At 69.7% G+C, this 20,824-nt stretch carries 18 protein-coding genes; 6 read left to right on the top strand and 12 right to left on the bottom strand.

Features of this window, described 5'->3' with window-relative positions; all coding sequences use genetic code 11:
• Window positions 1-342 precede the first annotated feature (342 nt).
• From I596_RS14675 to lpdA, 3 genes are all read left to right on the top strand, one after another.
• A complete protein-coding gene (locus I596_RS14675; RefSeq protein ID WP_067649521.1) occupies window positions 343-3,231 on the top strand; it encodes a 2-oxoglutarate dehydrogenase E1 component in 2,889 nt (962 codons plus the stop codon).
• Window positions 3,232-3,303: 72 nt separating this feature from the next.
• Complete coding sequence (odhB, locus tag I596_RS14680) at window positions 3,304-4,521, top strand: 2-oxoglutarate dehydrogenase complex dihydrolipoyllysine-residue succinyltransferase (protein WP_067649524.1); 1,218 nt, start codon at window positions 3,304-3,306, stop codon at window positions 4,519-4,521.
• Window positions 4,522-4,667: 146 nt separating this feature from the next.
• The gene (lpdA, locus tag I596_RS14685; protein ID WP_067649527.1) at window positions 4,668-6,092 is read left to right on the top strand and encodes a dihydrolipoyl dehydrogenase; all 1,425 of its coding nucleotides are present in this window, start codon (window positions 4,668-4,670) and stop codon (window positions 6,090-6,092) included.
• A gap of 78 nt (window positions 6,093-6,170) precedes the next feature.
• Here lpdA and I596_RS14690 read toward each other — a convergent pair whose 3' ends face one another.
• The 6 genes from I596_RS14690 to pqqA form a co-directional block, all read right to left on the bottom strand.
• Window positions 6,171-8,171 (bottom strand): S9 family peptidase, encoded by a 2,001-nt coding sequence (locus I596_RS14690; RefSeq protein ID WP_067649530.1) that lies wholly within the window; start codon window positions 8,169-8,171, stop codon window positions 6,171-6,173.
• 187 nt (window positions 8,172-8,358) lie between these two features.
• Window positions 8,359-9,480, bottom strand: coding sequence for a pyrroloquinoline quinone biosynthesis protein PqqE (gene pqqE / locus I596_RS14695; protein ID WP_067649533.1), 1,122 nt, complete (start codon window positions 9,478-9,480; stop codon window positions 8,359-8,361).
• Window positions 9,480-9,752: a pyrroloquinoline quinone biosynthesis peptide chaperone PqqD gene (gene pqqD, locus I596_RS14700; protein ID WP_223303845.1), complete on the bottom strand. Its 273-nt coding sequence runs from the start codon at window positions 9,750-9,752 to the stop codon at window positions 9,480-9,482. The genes pqqE and pqqD overlap by 1 nt, the downstream gene beginning before the upstream one ends.
• On the bottom strand, window positions 9,749-10,465 hold the full coding sequence (gene pqqC, locus I596_RS14705) for a pyrroloquinoline-quinone synthase PqqC (RefSeq protein WP_067649535.1): 717 nt from the start codon (window positions 10,463-10,465) through the stop codon (window positions 9,749-9,751). The genes pqqD and pqqC overlap by 4 nt, the downstream gene beginning before the upstream one ends.
• Window positions 10,462-11,376, bottom strand: coding sequence for a pyrroloquinoline quinone biosynthesis protein PqqB (pqqB, locus tag I596_RS14710; protein WP_067649538.1), 915 nt, complete (start codon window positions 11,374-11,376; stop codon window positions 10,462-10,464). Before pqqB ends, pqqC begins: the two co-directional genes overlap by 4 nt.
• Before the next feature lie 51 nt (window positions 11,377-11,427).
• Window positions 11,428-11,625 carry a pyrroloquinoline quinone precursor peptide PqqA gene (gene pqqA / locus I596_RS18535; RefSeq protein WP_190278921.1) on the bottom strand — a complete coding sequence of 66 codons (198 nt, stop codon included), beginning with the start codon at window positions 11,623-11,625 and terminating at the stop codon, window positions 11,428-11,430.
• Window positions 11,626-11,708: 83 nt separating this feature from the next.
• Here pqqA and pip point away from each other — a divergent pair, with 83 nt between their 5' ends.
• From pip to I596_RS14725, 3 genes are read left to right on the top strand one after another with little or no spacing between them, the layout of a single operon-like run.
• Entirely contained in the window at window positions 11,709-12,674 is a 966-nt protein-coding gene (gene pip / locus I596_RS14715; RefSeq protein ID WP_067649540.1) for a prolyl aminopeptidase, read from the top strand.
• Window positions 12,671-14,029 (top strand): ATP-binding protein, encoded by a 1,359-nt coding sequence (locus tag I596_RS14720; protein ID WP_067649542.1) that lies wholly within the window; start codon window positions 12,671-12,673, stop codon window positions 14,027-14,029. Before pip ends, I596_RS14720 begins: the two co-directional genes overlap by 4 nt.
• A complete protein-coding gene (locus tag I596_RS14725; protein WP_067649544.1) occupies window positions 14,026-14,667 on the top strand; it encodes a response regulator in 642 nt (213 codons plus the stop codon). The genes I596_RS14720 and I596_RS14725 overlap by 4 nt, the downstream gene beginning before the upstream one ends.
• 42 nt (window positions 14,668-14,709) lie before the next feature.
• Here I596_RS14725 and I596_RS14730 read toward each other — a convergent pair whose 3' ends face one another.
• From I596_RS14730 to I596_RS14755, 6 genes are all read right to left on the bottom strand, one after another.
• Window positions 14,710-16,158 (bottom strand): mannose-1-phosphate guanylyltransferase/mannose-6-phosphate isomerase, encoded by a 1,449-nt coding sequence (locus tag I596_RS14730; RefSeq protein WP_067649547.1) that lies wholly within the window; start codon window positions 16,156-16,158, stop codon window positions 14,710-14,712.
• Window positions 16,159-16,172: 14 nt separating this feature from the next.
• Complete coding sequence (rfbD, locus tag I596_RS14735; protein WP_067649550.1) at window positions 16,173-17,105, bottom strand: dTDP-4-dehydrorhamnose reductase; 933 nt, start codon at window positions 17,103-17,105, stop codon at window positions 16,173-16,175.
• Entirely contained in the window at window positions 17,102-17,659 is a 558-nt protein-coding gene (rfbC, locus tag I596_RS14740) for a dTDP-4-dehydrorhamnose 3,5-epimerase (RefSeq protein WP_067649553.1), read from the bottom strand. Before rfbC ends, rfbD begins: the two co-directional genes overlap by 4 nt.
• The gene (gene rfbA / locus I596_RS14745) at window positions 17,656-18,543 is read right to left on the bottom strand and encodes a glucose-1-phosphate thymidylyltransferase RfbA (protein WP_067652079.1); all 888 of its coding nucleotides are present in this window, start codon (window positions 18,541-18,543) and stop codon (window positions 17,656-17,658) included. The genes rfbC and rfbA overlap by 4 nt, the downstream gene beginning before the upstream one ends.
• 70 nt (window positions 18,544-18,613) lie before the next feature.
• On the bottom strand, window positions 18,614-20,389 hold the full coding sequence (gene msbA / locus I596_RS14750; protein WP_067649556.1) for a lipid A export permease/ATP-binding protein MsbA: 1,776 nt from the start codon (window positions 20,387-20,389) through the stop codon (window positions 18,614-18,616).
• On the bottom strand, window positions 20,386-20,820 hold the full coding sequence (locus I596_RS14755) for an ExbD/TolR family protein (RefSeq protein ID WP_067649560.1): 435 nt from the start codon (window positions 20,818-20,820) through the stop codon (window positions 20,386-20,388). The genes msbA and I596_RS14755 overlap by 4 nt, the downstream gene beginning before the upstream one ends.
• Window positions 20,821-20,824: the final 4 nt, after the last annotated feature.

Consider the following 20,824-nt stretch of genomic DNA (forward strand, 5'->3'; position numbering starts at 1 on the left):
GCGCTCCACCGGCCGGCCCATGCCGGATCTCCGGCCCCGCCCTGCCAGGGCCGCCTCGCGCGGCACGCGCCGCGCTGCCGGCATTAGGATCGGCGATCGTCCGGCATCTGCATGGATCCGCGGCGGATCGGCCCGATCTGCCGTCGGTTCACGCCACCGGGTCCACGCAGGCGCCTCCGTCGCCCCCGCGATCCGCGGACCGGCCCCATGGCATTTCGCGATGCAGCATTCGCGACGGTGGCGCTATAATCCCAAGGTTTCAGGCGGCGAGCCTTGCCAAGCCCGGTTCAGCCCCCACACCGACTCCACGCCCGTCCAGCCAACCCCATCACGGTGTCACGCGTGACCGCCAGCATTTTCCAGCAGTTTGCATCCACGTCCGCCCTCTCCGGCGGCAACGCGGCCTTCATCGAAGACCTCTACGAAGCCTGGCTGCGCGATCCGGCCACCGTGGCCCCGGCCTGGCGGCAGTACTTCGACGGACTCAAGGGCCGGGCCGCCGGCGACACCCCGCATTCGGACGCGATCGCCCGCATCGAACTGGCGCAGAAGGCCGCGCCGCGCGCCGCCGGTGCCGCCACCGCGGCGCCGCGGACCGACGGGCTGTCGCAGAAGCAGGCCGGCGTGCTGCGCTTGGTCACCGCCTATCGCTCGCGCGGCCACCTGGCCGCCAAGCTCGACCCGCTCGACCTCGCCGGCACCTATTCCGGCGTCGAGCTCGAATCGCTCGGCCTGGTACCGCGCCCGTCGGCACCGGACCTGGACTACACCTTCCACGGCCTGACCGAGGCCGACCTCGACACCGAGTTCGAGACCAGCTCGGTCGCCGGCCCGCAGCGGCTGAAGCTGCGCCAGCTGGTCGCCCTGCTGAAGTCGACCTACGCCGGCAGCATCGGCGCGGAGTTCATGCACATCTCCGACTCCGAGCAGCGGCGCTGGGTGCACGAGCAGCTCGAGCGCGTCGGCGGCCGCTTCGCGCTCTCCACCGACGAGAAGAAGCACCTCCTCGAGAAGCTGGTCCAGGCCGACGGCCTGGAGCGCTACCTGCACACCAAGTACGTGGGCCAGAAGCGCTTCTCGCTGGAAGGCGGCGACAGCCTGATCCCGCTGCTGGACGAGCTGGTCCGCCGCGGCGGCGGCGACGGCATGAAGGACATGGTCATCGGCATGGCCCACCGCGGCCGCCTCAATGTCCTGGTCAACATTCTCGGCAAGCCGCCGAACAAGCTGTTCGACGAGTTCGAGGGCCGCTTCGACCATCCGGACGACCCGGCCCACTCCGGCGACGTCAAGTACCACATGGGCTTCAGCGCCAACGTCAAGACGCCGGGCCGCACCGTGCACCTGGCGCTGGCGTTCAATCCCTCGCACCTGGAGATCGTCGATCCGGTGGTCGCCGGCTCCGTCCGCGCCCGCCAGACCCACCGCGGCGACACCAGCCGCGAGCAGGTCGTGCCGGTCCTGATCCACGGCGACGCCGCCTTCGCGGGCCAGGGCGTCGTCATGGAGCTGTTCAACATGTCGCAGGCCGACGGCTTCAAGGTCGGCGGCACGATCCACATCGTCATCAACAACCAGGTCGGCTTCACGATCTCCAACCCGCACGACGCGCGCTCGACGCTGTACTGCACCGACGTCGCCAAGATGGTCAATGCGCCGGTGTTCCACGTCAACGGCGACGATCCGGAAGCGGTGCTGTTCGTGGCGCGCCTGGCCTACGACTACCGGCAGAAGTTCAAGCGCGACGTCGTCATCGACCTGGTCTGCTACCGCCGCCACGGCCACAACGAGGCCGACGAACCGGCCGCCACCCAGCCGCTGATGTACCAGGTGATCCGCAAGCGCCCGACGCTGCGCGAGCTCTACGGCCGCAAGCTGGTCGAGCAGAGCGTGATGACCGACGAGAGCGTGCAGGCGGTCGTCGACGGCTATCGCAAGCGGCTGGAGGAAGGCAAGCCGATCGCCGGCGTCGACTCGGACTACTACGACGCCTTCGCGGTGGACTGGTCCAAGCACCTGGCCGGCGACCTCACTCAGACCGTCGTGACCGGTGTCAGCAAGAAGGCGATGGCCACGCTCTGCGACCAGATCCTGCGCCTGCCCGAGGGCATGACGCTGCACCCGCGCGTCGCCAAGATCTACGAGGACCGCGCCAAGATGGCCAAGGGCGAGCTGCCGCTGGACTGGGGCTTCGCCGAGAACCTCGCCTACGCGGCGATCGTCGCCGACGGCAACGACATGCGCCTGGTCGGACAGGACGCCGGACGCGGCACGTTCTTCCACCGCCACGCGGTGCTGCACGACCAGAAGACCGGCAAGCGCTACACGCCGATCGACACGCTGCGCGACGACGACTCGGTCGAGATCATCGACTCGCTGCTCAGCGAAGAAGCGGTGATGGCGTTCGAGTACGGCTTCGCGACGGCCGAGCCGGAGACGCTGGTGATCTGGGAAGCGCAGTTCGGCGACTTCGCCAACGGCGCGCAGGTCGTCATCGACCAGTTCATCTCGTCCGGCGAGGCCAAGTGGGGCCGCCTGTGCGGCATCGTGCTGCTGCTGCCGCACGGCTACGAGGGCCAGGGCCCGGAACACTCCTCCGCGCGGCTGGAGCGCTACCTGCAGCTGTGCGCGCTGGAGAACATGCAGGTCTGCGTGCCGACCACGCCGGCGCAGATGTTCCACATGCTGCGGCGGCAGATGCTGCGCTCGTGCCGCAAGCCGCTGATCGTGATGACGCCCAAGTCGCTGCTGCGCCACAAGCTCGCGGTATCGACGCTCGACGACCTGGCCAACGGCAGCTTCCAGCTGGTGATCCCGGACAGCACCGCCAAGACCGCCAAGAAGGTCAAGCGCGCCGTGTTGTGCTCCGGCAAGGTCTACTACGACCTGGTCGAGGAAGCGACCAAGCGCGGCGTCGCCGACGTGGCGATCCTGCGCGTGGAACAGCTGTACCCGTTCCCGCGCCCGGAGGTGTCGGCCGAGCTGGCCAAGTACCCCGGGCTCAAGGAAGTGGTCTGGTGCCAGGAAGAGCCGATGAACCAGGGCGCCTGGTATCAGATCAAGCATCACTTCCAGGCGATCCTCGATCCGAAGATCGCGGTCGCCTACGCCGGCCGGCCGCGCTCGCCGGCACCGGCGGCCGGCCATCTGGCCACCCACGTCGTCGAGCAGGCGGCCCTGGTCGAACAGGCCCTGGTCGCGCCGCTCGGCAACGACTACGGCCTGGAATGATCCGGACCCCACGCTCCTCCCGAAGACCGACCCATCGCCCCTCACCCATCGCACGCCCCCAGGACGCACGTCATGAGCCTTGAAGTCAAAGTACCGGTCCTTCCCGAATCCGTGTCCGACGCGACCATCGCGACCTGGCACAAGAAGCCGGGCGATGCCGTCAAGCGCGACGAGAATCTCGTCGACCTGGAGACCGACAAGGTCGTCCTCGAAGTGCCGGCCACCGCCGACGGCGTGCTCAAGGAGATCCTCAAGCAGACCGGCGAAACCGTGACCAGCGGCGAAGTGCTCGGCATCGTCATTGAGGGCGCCGCCGCCGCGCCGGCCAAGGACGACAAGCCGGCCAAGAGCGAAGCCAAGTCCGAGGCCAAGTCCGAGCCGGCAAAGGCCGCAGCGCCGGCCAAGGGCGTGGACGAGCTGTCGCCCGCCGGCCGCCGCGTCGCCACCGAAGAGAACATCGACCCGTCCAAGGTCACCGGCACCGGCCGCGACGGCCGCGTCACCAAGGAAGACCTGGTCGGCTACGCCAAGGCGCCGGCCGCCGCGCCGGCCGCCACCGCCACCGCCACCCCTGCGCCCACGCCCGGCGCCCGGCCGGAAGAGCGCGTGCCGATGACGCGCATGCGCGCCAAGATCGCCGAGCGGCTGATGCTGTCGAAGAACTCGATCGCGATGCTGACCTCGTTCAACGAGATCAACCTGGCCAAGGTCGCCGCGCTGCGCAAGGAACTGGGCGAGCAGTTCGAGAAGACCAACGGCGTCAAGCTCGGCTTCATGAGCTTCTTCGTCAAGGCCGCCGCCGAGGCGCTCAAGCGCCATCCGATCGTCAACGCCTCGGTCGACGGCAACGACGTCATCTACCACGGCTACCAGGACATCTCGATCGCGGTATCGACCGACAAGGGCCTGGTCACGCCGGTCCTGCGCGATGCGCAGGCCATGAGCTTCGCCGACATCGAGAAGGCGATCATCGGCTACGCCAAGAAGGCCCGCGAAGGCGGCCTGACGCTGGACGACCTGCAGGGCGGCACGTTCACGATCACCAACGGCGGCACGTTCGGCTCGCTGTTCTCGACGCCGATCGTCAATCCGCCGCAGAGCGCCATCCTCGGCATGCACGCGATCAAGGAGCGCGCGATCGTCGAGAACGGCCAGGTGGTCGCCGCGCCGATGATGTACGTCGCGATCAGCTACGACCACCGCATCATCGACGGCAAGGACGCCGTGCTGTTCCTGGTCGACATCAAGAACCAGCTGGAGAATCCCAACCGCATGCTGGTCGGGATCTGACCGGTTCGCGCGCGGCGGGACGGCGATCGTCGCCCCCGCCGCATTCCCGGATGCCACGCGCCGGTTTTCGCGCCGGCGCGCATTGAACCTTCGGCACATCGCCGCCAGCTGAGTCCGGAGCGGGCCCAGCCTTCAGAGGAACTCCCATGAGCGAACACTTCGACGTCATCGTCATCGGCGCCGGGCCGGCCGGCTACCACGCCGCGATCCGCGCAGCCCAGCTCGGCCTTTCGGTCGCCTGCATCGACGACTTCATCGGCAAGGACGGCAAGCCGGCGCTCGGCGGCACCTGCCTCAACGTCGGCTGCATTCCGTCCAAGGCCCTGCTCGACTCGTCCAAGCAGTTCCACAACCTGACGCACGCCTTCGAGGCGCACGGCATCAGCACCAAGGACGCCGCGATCGACGTGGCGAAAATGGTCGGCCGCAAGGACAAGATCGTCAAGCAGTTCACCGGCGGCGTGAACATGCTGTTCAAGGCCAACAAGATCAAGCCGTTCGCCGGCAAGGGCCGGCTGCTCAAGGACCGCCAGGTCGAAATCACGGCCCAGGACGGCAGCACGCAGGTCCTCGGCGGGACGAACGTCGTCATCGCGACCGGCTCGGCGCCGATCGAGCTGCCGTTCGCCAAGTTCGACGGCAAGTACATCGTCGACAACGCCGGCGCGCTCGACTTCGACGCCACGCCCAAGCGGCTGGGCGTGATCGGCGCGGGCGTCATCGGCCTGGAGCTGGGCAGCGTCTGGAACCGCCTGGGCAGCGACGTGACGGTGATCGAGGCCCTGCCCGATTTCCTGGCCGCCGCCGACGCCGACGTCGCCAAGACGGCGCTCAAGGAGCTGGCCAAGCAGGGGCTCAAGATCGAGCTCGGCGCCAAGCTGTCCAAGGCCGAGGTCAAGGGCAAGGAAGTGCACCTCACCTACGCCGGCAAGGATGGCGAGAAGCAGCTCGTGGTCGACCGCCTGCTGGTCGCGGTCGGCCGCCGCGCGTACACCGACGGCGTCCTGGGCGACGACACCGGCGTCAAGCTGGACGAGCGCGGCCGTGTCCTCGTCGACGAGCACTGCTGGACCGGCGCCGAGGGCGTCTGGGCCGTCGGCGACTGCGTGCGCGGTCCGATGCTCGCGCACAAGGGCTTCGAGGAAGGCATCATGGTCGCCGAGCTGATCGCCGGCAAGCCGGGCCACGTCAATCTCGACACCATTCCGTGGGTCATCTACACCGAGCCGGAAGTGGCCTGGGTCGGCAAGACCGAGAAGCAGCTCAAGGACGAGGGCGTGCCCTACAAGACCGGCAGCTTCCCGTTCGCGGCGATCGGCCGTGCAGTCGCGATGAACGAGCCGGCCGGCTTCGTCAAGATGATCGCCCACGCCGAGACCGACCGCATCCTCGGCGTGCACCTGGTCGGTGCCAACGTGTCCGAGCTGGTCGCCGAATGCGTGGTCGCGATGGAGTTCAAGGGCAGCGCCGAGGACATGGCGCGCATCGTCCACGCGCACCCGACCCTGTCCGAGGCGGTGCACGAAGCCGCGCTCGCGGTCGACAAGCGCGCGATCCACAAGGCCAACTGAGCGGCACGGGCGGCCCCGCGTCGCCCGGCCACCGAAAGCGTGAGTACGGGCGCGGCGAGAGCCGCGCCCGTTTCGTTTCTAGGGCGCCGCAGCCGGCGCCGTGGCGGCCCGCGGCCCGATGTTGCTGTCGAGGAATGCCAGCAGCTTGGTGTAGAACTCGGTCTGGTTCTCGGCCAGATAGAAGCCGTGGCCTTCGCCGTCCTTGACCAGCCACTCGTACTTGTAGCCGCGTCCGTCGAGCGCCTTGCGCAGCGTCTGGGCCTGCGCGATCGGCACGCGCTCGTCCTTGCCGCCGTGGACCAGCATCACGGCTGCCTTGAGCTTGTCGACATTACTGGCCGGCGAGCGCTTCAGCATGTCCTCGCGATTGTCGCCAACCGCCATGCGCAGGTAGTTGCGGCCGTAGAGCGAATTGGGGATGTCCCCGCGCTCGTGCATCATCGCCAGGTTGTAGACGCCGACGTAGCCGATCGTGCAGCGATACAGGTCGGGCTCGCGGATGGCGCCCATCAGCGCGGCATAGCCACCGTAGCTCGCACCGTAGATGCAGATGCGCTTGGGATCGGCATAGCCTTCGGAAATCGCCCAGCGTGTCGCGTCGGTAACGTCGTCCTGCATGCGCATGCCCCACTGGCGATAGCCGGACGTGCCGAAATCGTAGCCGTAGCCGCCCGAGCCGCGGAAGTTGACCTGCAGCACCGCATAGCCGCGGCTGGCCAACAGCTGCACTTCGGGACTGTAGCCCCAGACGTCGCGCACGCCATGCGGGCCGCCGTGCGGATTGACCACCAGCGGCAGGTTCTTGCCGCTCGTTCCCTTCGGCAGCGTCAGGTAGCCGTGCAACGCCACGCCGTCACTGGCCTTGAGTTCGATCGGCCGCATCTCGGCGAGCTGATCCGGCTCGATCCAGCGGCGGCGGCTGACCAGGTAGTCGGCTTTCTTCTGTTCGAGGTCGAAGAAATAGAAGTCGCCAGGATTGCGATCGCTGGACACGTTGACGAGGCCATAGCGCCCGTCGCGCGTGAAGTTGGTGAAGAAGGCGGTCTGCCCGGGGAAGCTGGCCGCCAGGGCGCGCGTCATGCGTCCTTCCGGGGAGGCCGTGTCGAAGACGTGGACACCGGTCTTGCCTTCCTGGGTCAGCACCGCATAGGCATCCTGGCCGTCGGCCGTGATCAGCAGTGCTCCGGGATCGGCCGCACCACGGTAGACCAGGGTCTTCTGGCGCGTCTCCAGGTCGATCCGGTACAGGCCGTCCGGGCCCGCATCCTCCGACACCTGGACGTAGACACTGCGGTTGTCGCGCGTGAACATCAACGGATCCATGACCACGTCCGACTCCTTGGAGTCGTTGAAGACGGTCCAGTCCGAGCCGCGACCGGCACGCACATAGAAGACGAGGTTGTTGTCCTTGCCGCGGGCCTTGGCGACGCGCGCTTCGTTGGTGTGGTCGAGAATCAGCTCGGCGCCCGGTGCGGGGCCCTTTCCGACGATCGAGGACTTACCCGTATAGATGTCCAGCAGCTCGATCATCGGCACCGCCGGTTCACCGCCCTGCTTCCACTCGTACACGCCGATCAGGATGCGCTTGTCCTTGTCGGGAATCCGGCTCAACGGCTCAGCCGACGCGTAGCGCTGGTCACCGCCCTTGCGGATGCGCGAGCCGGTCTCCTCGCCGATGCTGCGGTAGCCGAAGATCTGCTTGGAATTCTTGCCGTCGGCATCGATCGCGAACAGCTCGCCGGTCGGCTGGGGTTTGTCGACGCCACCGAACTTCTGGGCCAGCGTGGCGACGACGCGGTCGTTGTTCGCCCACCAGAAGCGATCGATGACGTTGTTGCCCGATGCGAGAATCGAAGCCGACGGCTTGATCGTCTCGCGATCGACGATGTAGAGCCCGGTTCGCCCGTCCTCGAGCGGCACCGTCATCGCCAGGTACTTGCCGGTCGGCGAGAGCTGCAGTTGCTCGACCTCGGGACGCTTGACGAAATCGCCAATCGGAATCGGTGGAGGAGCCTCCTCGGCGAACGAGGCGGCTGGGACGGCCAGAAACAGGACGGACAGCAGGACCGGAAGGCGCATCGGAGACTTTCCTTGTGTCGGGCGCGGGAACGGTTCCCGCGCGCGTCGCCGATTACAACCGGGCCGGCGCGCCAAGGCAATCCCGCAAACGCACACGAGGACACCGGCGGCCGCGGAGCGCGGTGGATGGCCGCAAGCTCCGGCCCGCCTGCGCGACCGCAAGCGCTTGCCGGTGCCGACCGCCCGTCTATCCCCCAGCAAGCGCGCGCGACGCCTTCGGCGTACGGAACACCAGCGGCTGCGACGGCGGGCGGCCGTCATCCGGCTGCTGCGCGCGCTCGATCGCGGCGTCGACACGGGCCCGCTCGGGCGAGCGCGTGCAGACCGGATCGGCCGCCGCCGGGTCGCCGGCCAGCAGATAGGCCTGGCAGCGGCAACCGCCGAGGTCCAGCGTCTTCTCCGGGCAGCTGCGGCACGGCTCCTTCATCCAGCCGTCACCGCGGTAGCGGTTGAAGCCTTCGGATGCGTACCAGATCTCGCGCAGGCTGCCGTCACGGACGTTCGGGAATGCCAGGCCCGGCAGCATGCGTGCCGTGTGACAGGGCAGCGCGGTGCCGTCGGGCGTGACGGTGAGGAAGACGCTGCCCCAGCCGTTCATGCAGCGCTTGGGCCGTGCTTCGTAGTAGTCCGGGACGACGTGGTAGATCCGCATCGCCTCGCCGCTGCGGCGGCGCCAGTCCTCGACCACGGCGTCGGCCCGCTGCAGCTGCTCGCGTGACGGCAGCAGGTGCTCGCGGTTGCGATGGGCCCAGGCGTAGTACTGCGCGTTGGCCAGTTCCAGGTACTCCGCCCCCAGCTCCACGGCCATCGCGATGATGCGGTCGACATGGTCGATGTTGAGCCGATGGATGACGACGTTGAGCACCATCGGGTAGCCGTGCCGCTTGATCGAGGCGGCCACCTTGCGCTTCAGGTCGAACGTGCGCGTGGAGGACAGGAAATCGTTGACCTCGCGCGTGGAATCCTGGAACGACAGCTGGATGTGGTCCAGGCCGCTCGTGCGCAAGGCGGCCATGCGGCGCTCGTCCAGGCCGACGCCCGACGTCAGCAGGTTGGTGTAGTAGCCCAGCCGATGCGCCTCCCCGACCAGCCGTTCCAGGTCGGCGCGCAGCATCGGTTCGCCACCGGAGAAGCCGCACTGCACCGAGCCGAGTGCGCGCGCCTCGCGCAGCACGCGCAGCCACTCCTCGGTGGACAGCTCCTGCTTGCCGTCGGCGAAGTCGATCGGGTTGTAGCAGAACGCGCAATGCAGCGGGCAGCGGTAGGTCAGCTCCGCCAGCAGCCACAACGGAGGGCCGGGCGTCGCCATCAGGCGTCGATCCAGCGCTGATGCCGGGCGTGGCCGAGGAAATCCTCGACCTCGGACCGGAGGCCGCCGGTGTCGAACGCCTGCTCGAGCTCGGCGACGATCGCGGCGACCGTACGCGTGCCGTCGCAGCGAAGCAGGATCTCGGCGGCGCTGCGGTTGAGCTTGACCATGCCCTCCGGATACAGCAGGACGTGGCAGTCCTGGACCGCCTCCCACTGCAATCGGTAGTGGCGCGTGATCCGCGGCATCGGCGCATCGTCCGGCGTGCTCACGCGGTCACCCCGTAGCGCACGGCCATGGCGTCGTTCATCGCCCACAGCACGTCGAGCTTGAAGCGCAGCACGGCGAGCGCGCGCTGCTGCTGCTCGACGCTGCGGAAGTGATCGAGCGTCACCGCCAGCCCTTGCTCGACGTCGCGGCGTGCCTGGCCGACACGGTTGCGGAAGTACTGCAGCCCGGCCGGGTCGATCCACGGATAGTGCTCGGGCCAGCCGGCCAGGCGCTGGCGGTGGATCGCCGGCGCGAACAGCTCGGTCAGCGATGCGCAGACCGCTTCCTGCCAGGGCCGGCGGCGGGCGAAGTGGACATAGGCATCGACCGCGAAGCGCACGCCGGGCACGACGTGCCGCTGGTCCTCGACTTCCTCACGGGTCAGGCCGACCGCCTCGGCCAGCCGCAGCCAGGCCTCGATGCCGCCCGGGTCGTCGGCGTGACCATCGTGATCGAGCACGCGCTGGATCCAGGCGCGGCGCACCGCGCGATCGGGGCAGTTCGACAGCACCGCCGCGTCCTTGATCGGGATCGCGACCTGGTAGGCGTAGCGGTTGGCGACCCAGCCGCGCACCTGCTCGGGACGGGCCCGCCCGCCGTTCAACATGACGTTGAACGGATGATGGATGTGATACGCCGCCCCCTGCGCGCGCAGCTGCCGCTCGAACTCGGCGGGCGTCCACGGGGCTGCCGGCAACGGGATGGCCGCATTCATGGGACGAGCTCCTGGTTGTCCTCGGCGACGGCGATGCCGTGGCGCGCGAGCTCGGCGCGCTCGGCGCTGTCCTCGTCGAGGATCGGATTGGTGTTGTTGACGTGGATCAGCAGCTTGCGCGTCGTCGCCGGCAACCGGTCCAGCCAGGCGATCATGCCGTCGGCCCCGGCTTGCGGCAGATGACCGATCGCGCGCGCGCGCCGGGTCGAGATGCCGAGGTCGATCATCTCCTCGTCGCGCCAGAACGTGCCGTCGACGATGACGACATCGGCACGGCACATCGCGTCCCAGGTGCGCGGCTCGATCGCGGCCAGCCCGGGGGCGTAGAACACCGATCGCCCCGCGTCGTCGACGAACGTCAGGCCGATGTTGTCACCGGGCTCGGGCGCATCGCGATGCGGCGAATACGGTGCCGCCTTGCTGGCCACCGGCACGGCGGCGAGCGTCAGGCCGTCGACGCCGGGGATGGCGAAGCGGCTGCCATCCAGCGGAATCGAGCGCTGCTCGACCCCGCAGAAATGACCGAGCACCTCGAACAACGGATAGCCCAGGCGCAGGTCCGCGGCGACTGCGTCGGTGCACCACACCGGCAGCGGCCGGCGGTGCTCGCGCAGCATCGCCAGGCCGGTGACATGATCGACCTGGCCGTCCATCAGCACGACCGCGGCGATGCCGGTATCGCGCAGCGACCGCGCCGGCTGCAGCGGCGGGTTGGCGCGAAGCTGGGCCAGGATGTCGGGCGAGGCGTTGACCAGCAGCCAGTCCCGGCCGTTGCCGCTGACGGCGATCGACGACTGCGTCCGCGCGGTCGCCCGCACCGTGCCGGTGCGCAGGCCGTGGCAATTGCGGCAGTTGCAGTTCCATTGCGGAAACCCACCGCCGGCGGCGGAACCGAGGATGCGCAGCTTCATCGTGTGACGGGCGTTCCTTCCGCCGCCACGCGGCGGAAGGAACGGTCCCGCTCAGCGGTTGGCGATGTACATCGTCACTTCGAAGCCATAGCGATGATCGCTGGCCTGCGGCGTTTCCCATTTCATCGTCGTTCTCCGGTTGCGGACCGGGCCGGCTGTGCGCCCCGGGCAGCCGGACAGCGGCTGCCCGGGCAGTCTCGGAGCATCGCGCTGCAGCATTCCTGCGCGAAAGCGCGCGACGCGCCTCATGATTTTCATGAACGCTGCCGGGCGCCGGGACCGTATCGCACCGGAGCACCGGTGCCGGCCGGTTCCCGGCATAGAATCCGGGCATGCTCCATGCCGCCATCGATCCGTTCGACCAGGGCCTGCTCGCCACCGGCGACGGCCACACGCTGCACTACGAGCAGGTGGGGCGCGTGGACGGCGTACCGGCGGTCTTCCTGCACGGCGGTCCCGGCAGCGGCTGCAGCCCGCGGCAGCGGCGCTTCTTCGATCCGCAGCGCTACCGCGCGGTGCTGTTCGACCAGCGTGGCTGCGGTCGCAGCACGCCGCGTGGCGATACGCGGCACAACACCACCGCGCACCTGGTCGAGGACATCGAGCGCCTGCGCGAACACCTCGGCATCGATCGCTGGCTGGTCGTCGGCGGCTCCTGGGGCTCGGCGCTGGCGCTCGCCTATGCGGGGCACCATCGCGAACGCGTCGCCGGCCTGCTGCTGCGCGGTGTGTTCCTGACCGGCCGCGCCGATACGGACTGGTTCTTCCACGGTGTCCGTGCGCTCGCGCCCGACGATTGGGAGCGCTTCGCCGCCCATTTTCCTCGCCGGCACCGGCGCAACCTGCTCGATGCCTGCGCGCGCGTCTTCGCGCGCGGCGATGCCGATGCGGTGGTCCGCACGGCGTATGCCTGGTCGCTCTACGAACATCGCCTGCTCGACCCGGCCGCGCCGCAGGCCGGGCCTGCGCTGTCTGCCGACCTGCTGGCGACCCTGGTCGATCGCTATCGCGTCCAGATCCACTATCTCGCGCGCCGGTGTTTCCTCGGCGAACGCACCCTGCTCGGCCACGCAGCCGGCCTGCACGGGATTCCGATGGCGATCGTGCACGGCCGCGAGGACCGCGTGTGCCGGCCGCTCGCCGCCTGGCGCCTGCACCGCAGCGTCGCCGGCAGCCGGCTCGCCCTGGTGGCGGGCGGTGGCCACGATCCGTTCGCGCCGGCCATGGCGACGGCCTTCGTGGGCGCGCTGGACGCGTTCGCCGGCACCGGCGACTTCAGCGGCTGGATGCCGGCATGAGCCTGCGCGCCAAGCTGCACCTGCTGGTCGCCGCGCTCAGCCTCGGGCTGGTGGGGACGATGGTGTACCTGTCCGTCGGCGACACGCGGCGCAGCGTCGGCGAGGAGATCACCGCGTCGAGCCGGATCGCGCAGCAGCTGCTGTCGCGCCTGATCCTGGTCGGCAGTCAGGACGGCCTGGACGACATCGCCGAGTACCTGCGCGGGCTCGGCCGCGTGCGCTCCAACGACATCGCGCTCTACGACACCGGCGGCCAGGCGATCTACCGCTCGCCGGAGCCGACCTACAAGGCCGGCCGCTCGGCGCCCGGCTGGTTCGCCCACCTGGTCCAGCCGACGCCGCAGACCCGCAGCATCGACGTCGGCCGCGGCGGGCGCCTGGTGGTGCGTTCCGACGCGTCGCGCGCGGTGCTCGACGGCTGGGACGACATGAAGCGCCTGCTCGGCGTGGCGCTGATGCTGTTCGCGCTGGCCAACCTGGTCGTCTACGCGGTCGTCGGCCGTGCGCTGGCGCCGTTCGAGCGCATCCTGCGGGGCCTGCGCGAGATGGAGCAAGGCGCCTTCCACACGCGCCTGCCGCCGCTGCGCGGGCGCGAGGCCGGCGCGATGGGAGCCGCGTTCAATCACATGGCCGAGGCGATCGAGAACAGCCTGGCGGCACGCCGGGAAGCCGCCGAGGCGGCCGCCCGGCTCGACATGCAGCAGGAACTGACCCGCGCCCTGCATGCGCGCATCGAGGAGGAGCGCCGGGCGCTGGCGCGCGAGCTGCACGACGAACTCGGCCAGCAGGTGACGGCGATCCGCAGCCTGGCGCTGGCCATCGCCCAGCGGGCGGCCGGCGACGGGGCGATGCGCAATGCGGTGCAGGCGCTGACGGCGACGTCCAACCAGCTCTACGACAGCATGCACGCGATGATTCCGCGGCTGCGGCCGCTGGCGCTGGACAGCCTGGGCCTGGTGGAGGCGGTGGCCGACCTGGTCGACGACTGGCGGCTGCGCACCACCGGCATCCGCTTCGAGGCGGCGCTGGCGCCGCTGCCCGGCGAGCCCGGCGACGCGGTGCGGATCGGGGCCTACCGGATCGTCCAGGAGGCGCTCAGCAACGCCGTGCGCCATGCCCGTGCGACCCGCATCCGCGTGAACCTCGCGGTGACCGCGGGCAGCCTGGCGATCGACGTGGCCGACGACGGCATCGGCATGCCCGAGGCGCCCGAGCAGAGCGGCCGTTTCGGCCTGCGCGGCATGCGCGAGCGCGTCGAGACCCTGGGCGGCCAGTTGCAGATCGCCAGCCGCCCCGGCGCCGGCAGCACGATCGAAGTCCGTATCCCGCTCCACGAAGGAAATCCCAGCCGATGAGCAAGACCATCCGCATCCTGCTGGCCGACGATCACGCCGTCGTACGGATGGGGTTCCGCCTGCTGCTCGACGCCACCGACGACCTGGCCGTGGTCGCCGAGGCCGACAGCGGCGAAGCCGCCTACCGCGCCTACCAGGACGATCCGGTCGACGTCGTCGTCATGGACATCGCGATGACCGGCGTATCCGGCCTGGAAGCCACCAGCCGCATCCTGGCCCGTGATCCGGGCGCGCGCGTGCTGGCGCTGTCGGCCCACGAGGACCCCAGCCATGCGCGGCACATGCTCAAGATCGGCGCGCTCGGCTACCTGTGCAAGCGCAGCGCGCCCGAAGCGCTGATCGAGGCGATCCGCTCGGTCGCGGCGGGCCGGCGCTACGTCGACGCGCAGCTGGCCCAGCGCATGGCGCTGCAAGGCGCCCAGGCCGACCAGAGCCCGGTGGAACGGCTCAGCGAGCGCGAGTACGAGGTCTTCCTGCACCTGTCGCACGGCCACTCGGTCAACCGCATCGCCGAGATGCTGAACCTCTCGCCGCGTACGGTCGGCACACACCTGTACAACATCAAGCAGAAGCTCGGCGCGTCGAACCAGGCCGAGATCGCGCTGATCGCGATGCGGCACGGCCTGGTGAGCGCCTGATCGCCGGCCGTGCCGAGGCGCCGGGACTCCCGGCCCGCGGCCTCAGACCTTGGCCGGAATCCGGCCGTAACGGTCCTCGAGACGGACGATGTCGTCCTCGCCGAAGTAGTCGCCGCACTGCACCTCGATCAGGTGGATGTCCTGGTCGGTGGGATTCTCCAGGCGGTGCACGGTGTTCATCGGGATGTAGGTCGATTCGTTGCGCTGGAGCAGGAATTCCTTCTCGCCGACGCGGACCTTGGCGGTGCCGTGGACCACGGTCCAGTGCTCGCTGCGGCGGTGATGCAATTGCAGCGAAAGCACGTGGCCCGGCTTGACCGTCAGCCGCTTGACCTTGCAGTCGTCGCCGTCTTCCAGGACGGTGTAGCTGCCCCAGGGACGGTGCACCGTCTTGTGGAAGGTCGCCGCGTCGTGGTTGCTGGCGCGCAGGCGGTCGACCACCAGCTTGACCTGCTGCGCGCGCTCGCGATCGGCCACCAGCACGGCGTCGCCGGTATCGACGATGACCAGGTCGCGCACCCCGACCGCCGCCACCATGCGGGCGTCGGACTGGATGTAGCAGTTGCTGCTCTCGACCACGATCGCGCTGCCGCGGACGCGGTTGCCGTCGGCATCGGCGGCGTCGCTCTCGCCTTCCAGCTCGCTGATCGCCTTCCAGGAGCCGATGTCGCTCCAGTCGAACTGCGCCGGCACCACGGCGACGCGCGGCGCGCGCTCCATGATCGCGTAGTCGATCGAGATGTCCGGCTGCGCGAGGAACGCCTCGCGCGAGAACTCGACCGGCGATTCGCTGCCGCTCGCACCGGTATGGCAGACGCGCACCGCCGCCAGCACGTCCGGGCAGGTCTGCTCGGCCGCGGCGATCAGCGCATCGGCGCGGAAGCAGAACATGCCCGAGTTCCACACGTACTGGCCCGAGGCCACGTAGGTCTCGGCGGTGTCGCGATTGGGCTTCTCGACGAAGGCGCCGACCTGGCGGCCTTCGCGGCCGGCGACCGCCTCGCCCATGCGGATGTAGCCGAAGCCGGTCTCCGGGTGCGTCGGGCGGATGCCGAACGTGACCAGCCAGCCGTCGGCGGCCAGCGCCGCGGCACGCTGCGCATCCGCGGCGAACGCGTCGAGGTCGCGGATCAGGTGGTCGGCCGGCAGTACCAGCAGGGTCGCGTCGGGCGCGACGTGCTCGACGGCGTGCAGCGCGGCGAGCAGCACGGCCGGTGCCGTATTGCGGCCGGCCGGCTCGAGCAGGAACGGCAGCCGGTCGAGGTCCGCCTGCGGGTGGCCGGCGTAGTCGTCGCGGGTCAGGAAGTAGTAGTCGCGGCCGGTCACCGTCAGCACCGGTGATCCGGCGGCCAGGCGCAAGGCGCGATCGAGCGTCTTGTAGAGCAGTGATTCGCCGTCGCCCATCTTCATGAACGGCTTCGGATAGGCGCTGCGCGAGACCGGCCACAGGCGCGTACCGGCACCGCCGGAAAGGATCACGGGGACTAGCATCGAGAGAGACTCCTTCAGGCGGAGCGGGCGGCGGCGAGCGCCTCGACGACCTCGCGCAGGCCCTGCTCCCAAGCCGGCAAGTGTAACCCGAACCGGGTTTGCAGCCGTTCACAGTCCAGGACCGACCAGGCCGGCCGCTGCGCCGGGGTCGGATAGTCGGCACTGGCGATCGGGACCACCCGCGGTCGGCGCGGCAGCAGGCCGGCCGCGTGGGCCCGCTCGAAGATCGCCTGGGCGAAGTCGAACCAGCTGCAGGCGCCGGCCGCCGTCAGGTGGTAGACCCCCTGGGCCGCCCCGCGCTCGCCGGCCGGCAGGTGCCGCCAGCGCGCCAGCAGCGCCGCCGTGGTCCCGGCGATCAGGCCAGCCGGTGTCGGCGAGCCGACCTGGTCGGCGACGATGCGCAGCTCCTCGCGCTCCCCGGCCAGGCGCAGCATCGTGCGCAGGAAATTGTGCCCGTGCGCGGCGTAGACCCAGGCGGTGCGCAGGATCAGCTGCTCGGCGCCGCTGGCCTGCAGCGCCTGCTCGCCGGCCTGCTTGCTGCGGCCGTAGGCGCCGAGCGGCGCCACCGGATCGTCCTCGCGATAGGGGCGGTCGCCGCGCCCGTCGAAGACGTAGTCGGTCGAGTAGTGCACCACCGCGGCGCCGTGCGACGCGGCCCAGGCACCGATCTCGCCGACCGCACGGTGGTTGATGCGGTCGGCCCGGTCGGGCTCGCTTTCGGCCCGGTCCACCGCGGTGTAGGCGGCCGCATTGACGATGACGGTCGCAGCCGCCGCGTCGAGCGCCAGCGCCAGGCCGGCCGGGTCGCCGAGATCGGCCGCCAGCGCCACGCCGCCGCCATCGAGGCGGCCGTCGCGGGTCGCGCAGATCACCTCGCCGAGACCGGCCAGCGGCCGCTGCAGCGACCGGCCGACCTGCCCGTTCGCGCCGAGCAGGAGGATTCTCACGCGCGGTAGACCGGCAGCCGCGCGGGCGGCACGTCGGCCAGGAACGGCGCCTTCGTGTCCTTGTCCGACAGCAGCGGCTCGGCGAGTGGCCAGTCCACGGCGATGTCCGCATCGTTCCAGCGGATCGCCGCGTCGCCGGCGCGGTCGTACAGTGCGGTGCACTGGTAGACGAAGGTGGCGTGCTCGGACAGCACCGCGAAGCCGTGCGCGAAGCCCTCCGGTATCCAGAAATGCCGGTGGTTGTCGGACGAGAGGATCGCCGCCGCCCAGCGCCCGAACGTCGGCGAGCCGACGCGGATGTCGACCGCGACGTCGTAGACCTCGCCGTCGATCACGCTGACCAGCTTGCCCTGCGGGTGGGGCCACTGGTAGTGCAGCCCGCGCAGCACGCCGCGCGCCGACCGCGAGACGTTCGTCTGCACGAAGCTCAGGTCGAGGCCCGCCTCGGCGAACCGCTGCGCATTGAAGCTCTCGTAGAAATAGCCGCGCGCATCGCCGTGGACGGCCGGCTCGATGACGAGGCACTCGGGCAGCGCGCTGCGGATCAGCTTCATGGCTGGCGTCCCTGGCGCGCCAGCTGCTGCAGGTAGAGGCCGTAGCTGTTCTTGGCCAGCGGATTGGCCAGCGCCAGCAGCTGCTCGGCGTTGATCCAGCCGCTCAGGAACGCGATCTCCTCCGGGCAGCACACCTTCAAGCCCTGGCGCTTCTCGATCGTCTCGATGTACGTGGACGCCTCGATCAGCGACTCGTGCGTGCCGGTGTCGAGCCAGGCGTAGCCGCGCCCCATGCGCTCGAGCATCAGCGTGCCGTCCTGCAGGTAGCGGCGGTTGAGGTCGGTGATCTCCAGCTCGCCGCGCAGCGAGGGCTTGAGCTCGGCGGCGTAGTCGGCGGCGCGGCCGTCGTAGAAGTAGAGCCCGGTGACGGCCCAGTTCGACTTGGGATGGACCGGCTTCTCGTCCAGGCCGACCACGCGGCCGTCGCCGTTGAATTCCGCGACGCCGTAGCGTTCCGGGTCGCGGACCCAGTAGCCGAACACGGTCGCGCCCAGGGTGCGGTTGTCGGCCTGGCGCAGCAGGTCGGTCAGGCCGTGGCCGTAGAAGATGTTGTCGCCCAGGACCAGGCAGCTCGGCTCGTCGCCGACGAAATCCCGACCGATGATGTAGGCCTGGGCCAGGCCGTCCGGCGACGGCTGCACCGCATAGCGGATGGCGATGCCCCATTGCGAGCCGTCGCCGAGCAGGTGCTGGAACAGCGCCTGCTCGTGCGGGGTGTTGATGATCAGCACGTCGCGGATGCCCGCCAGCATCAGCGTGCTCAGCGGGTAGTAGATCATCGGCTTGTCGTAGACCGGCAGCAGCTGCTTGCTGACCGCCTGGGTCAACGGATAGAGCCGGGTGCCGGACCCGCCGGCGAGAATGATGCCGCGTCGCGCTGTCACCACAAGGCCTCGGATCGTCTTCAGGGGCCGCGTATTGTAGGGCCGCCGGCGCGGCCCTGCTCGCCGCCGGTCAGGACGCCGCAGACGCCTCGCGGAACTGCATCCGGTGCAGCGCCGCGTAGTAGCCGCCGCCGGCGATCAGCTCGGCGTGCCGGCCCTGCTCGACGATACGGCCCTCGTCGAGCACGACGATGGCATCGGCGCGCTCGATCGTGGACAGGCGGTGGGCGACGACCAGCACCGTACGGTCGCGCATCAGCCGTTCCAGCGCGCCCTGGATCAGCCGCTCCGACTCGGTGTCGAGCGCGCTGGTCGCCTCGTCGAGGATCAGGATCGGCGCGTCCTTGAGCAGGGCACGGGCGATCGCGATGCGCTGGCGCTGGCCGCCCGACAGCAGCGAGCCGCCTTCGCCGATCCGCGCGTCCAGCCCGCCCGGCAGCTGGCGGATGAAGCCCATCGCGTTGGCCGCCTCGGCCGCCGCGGTGATCGCCTCGATCGAGGCCTCGCCGAGCGAACCGTAGGCGATGTTGCGCGCGACGGTATCGTCGAACAGCACCACCTGCTGGCTGACCAGGGCGATCTGCCGGCGCAGGCTTTCGAGCGTGTACTCGGCCAGCGGGCGGCCGTCGAGCAGGATCGTCCCGCCCTGGGCGTCGTGGAAGCGCGGCAACAGGCCGACCAGGCTCGACTTGCCGCTGCCGGAGCGTCCGACCAGGGCGGTCACGCTGCCGGCCGGGCAGACCAGGTCGATGCCGCGCAGCGCCGGCGTCGCCGCCTCGGGGTAGGTGAAATCGACCGCACGGAACTCGATCGCACCACGCGCCCGCTCGCAGCGGAACGTGCCGGTGTCGTGCTCCTCCTCGGCGTCGATCACCGAGAACAGGTCGCGAGCGGCGGCGACGCCACGCTGGATGTTCGCCTGCACCGTGGTCAGGCGCTTGAGCGACGGCAGCAGGATCAGCATCGCCGTGATCAGCGACATGAACGTACCGGGGCTCATCGACGCCAGCATCGTCGGCCGCGTCGCCAGGTAGATGACCAGCGCCAGGGCGATCGCGGCCATCAGCTGCACGATCGAGGTCGCCAGCGCATTGGTCGAGGCGACCTTCAGCGCCAGCCGGCGGATGCCGCCGTTGATCTTGCCGAAGCGGTCCTCCTCGTAGGTCTGGCCGCCGTAGACGCGCACCTCGCGATGGCCGGACACGACCTCGTCGACGATACCCGCCACCGATCCGACCGAATCCTGGATGCGGTTGTTGATGCGGCGGTAGCGCCGGCCGACCACCGACACCACCAGCGCGATGACCGGCGCCAGCACGAACAGCGCCAGCGTCAGCCGTACGCTGTGATAGAGCATCACGGCGATCTGGCCGATCACCATCAGGCCGTCCAGCACGACCACCTTGAGCGCATCGGTGCTGGCGTTGGCGACCTGCTCGGCGGTGTAGGTCGCCCGCGAGATCAGCTTGCCCGACGCCTCGCGGCCGAACCAGGCCGCCGGCAGGCGCAGGTACTTGCGGAACAGCTCGCCGCGCAGCGTCATCACCACCGAGCGGCCGACGCGGGCGATGCCGTAGTCCGCGATGAACACCGCGACGCCGCGGACCAGGAACAGGCCGACGATGAAGAACGGCATCCAGAAGATCGTCGCCGCGTTCTTGGCGACGAACAGGTCATCCAGCATCGGCTTGATGACGAACGTGAACGCGGCGCCGCATGCCGCGTCGAAGATCATGCCGATCAGCGCGAGCGTGCCGATCGGCCAGTACCGTGCCGAATAGCCGAGCAGCCGGCGATAGACGCGCCAGGGCGATGCGCCGGGGTCGGAAGGGTCCGGCCGGCTCACGGCGTGTCGGGCCGCTCGGCCGGCGTGGTCGCGATGCTCAGGCGCGTGAAGCCCAGCGAGCCGAGCGCGTCCATCGCGGTGACGACCGCCTGGTGCGGCGTCTGCGCGTCGGCGCGCAGCGCCACCGGGCGCTGGCGGTCATCGCCGGCACTGCGGGCGATCGCTTCCTTGAGCGTGTCGAGCCCGGAGTTGAGCACCTCGTTGTTGTCGAGGTAGTAGCGTCCCTCGCGATCGATCACGATCAGCAGCGGGGCCTGGTCGTCCTGCTGCCGGTCGGACGAAGCCGCTTCCGGCAGCGTCACCTTCATGCGCGAATGCTCGACGAAGGTCGTGGAGAGCACGAAGAACATCAGCAACGTCAGCATGACGTCGATCAGCGGAATGACGCTGATCTCGAAATCGTCGTCGCGACGGCCCGAAGCGATGCGCATGGCG

The sequence above is a fragment of the Dokdonella koreensis DS-123 genome (assembly GCF_001632775.1).
GTDB classification, from domain to species: domain Bacteria; phylum Pseudomonadota; class Gammaproteobacteria; order Xanthomonadales; family Rhodanobacteraceae; genus Dokdonella; species Dokdonella koreensis.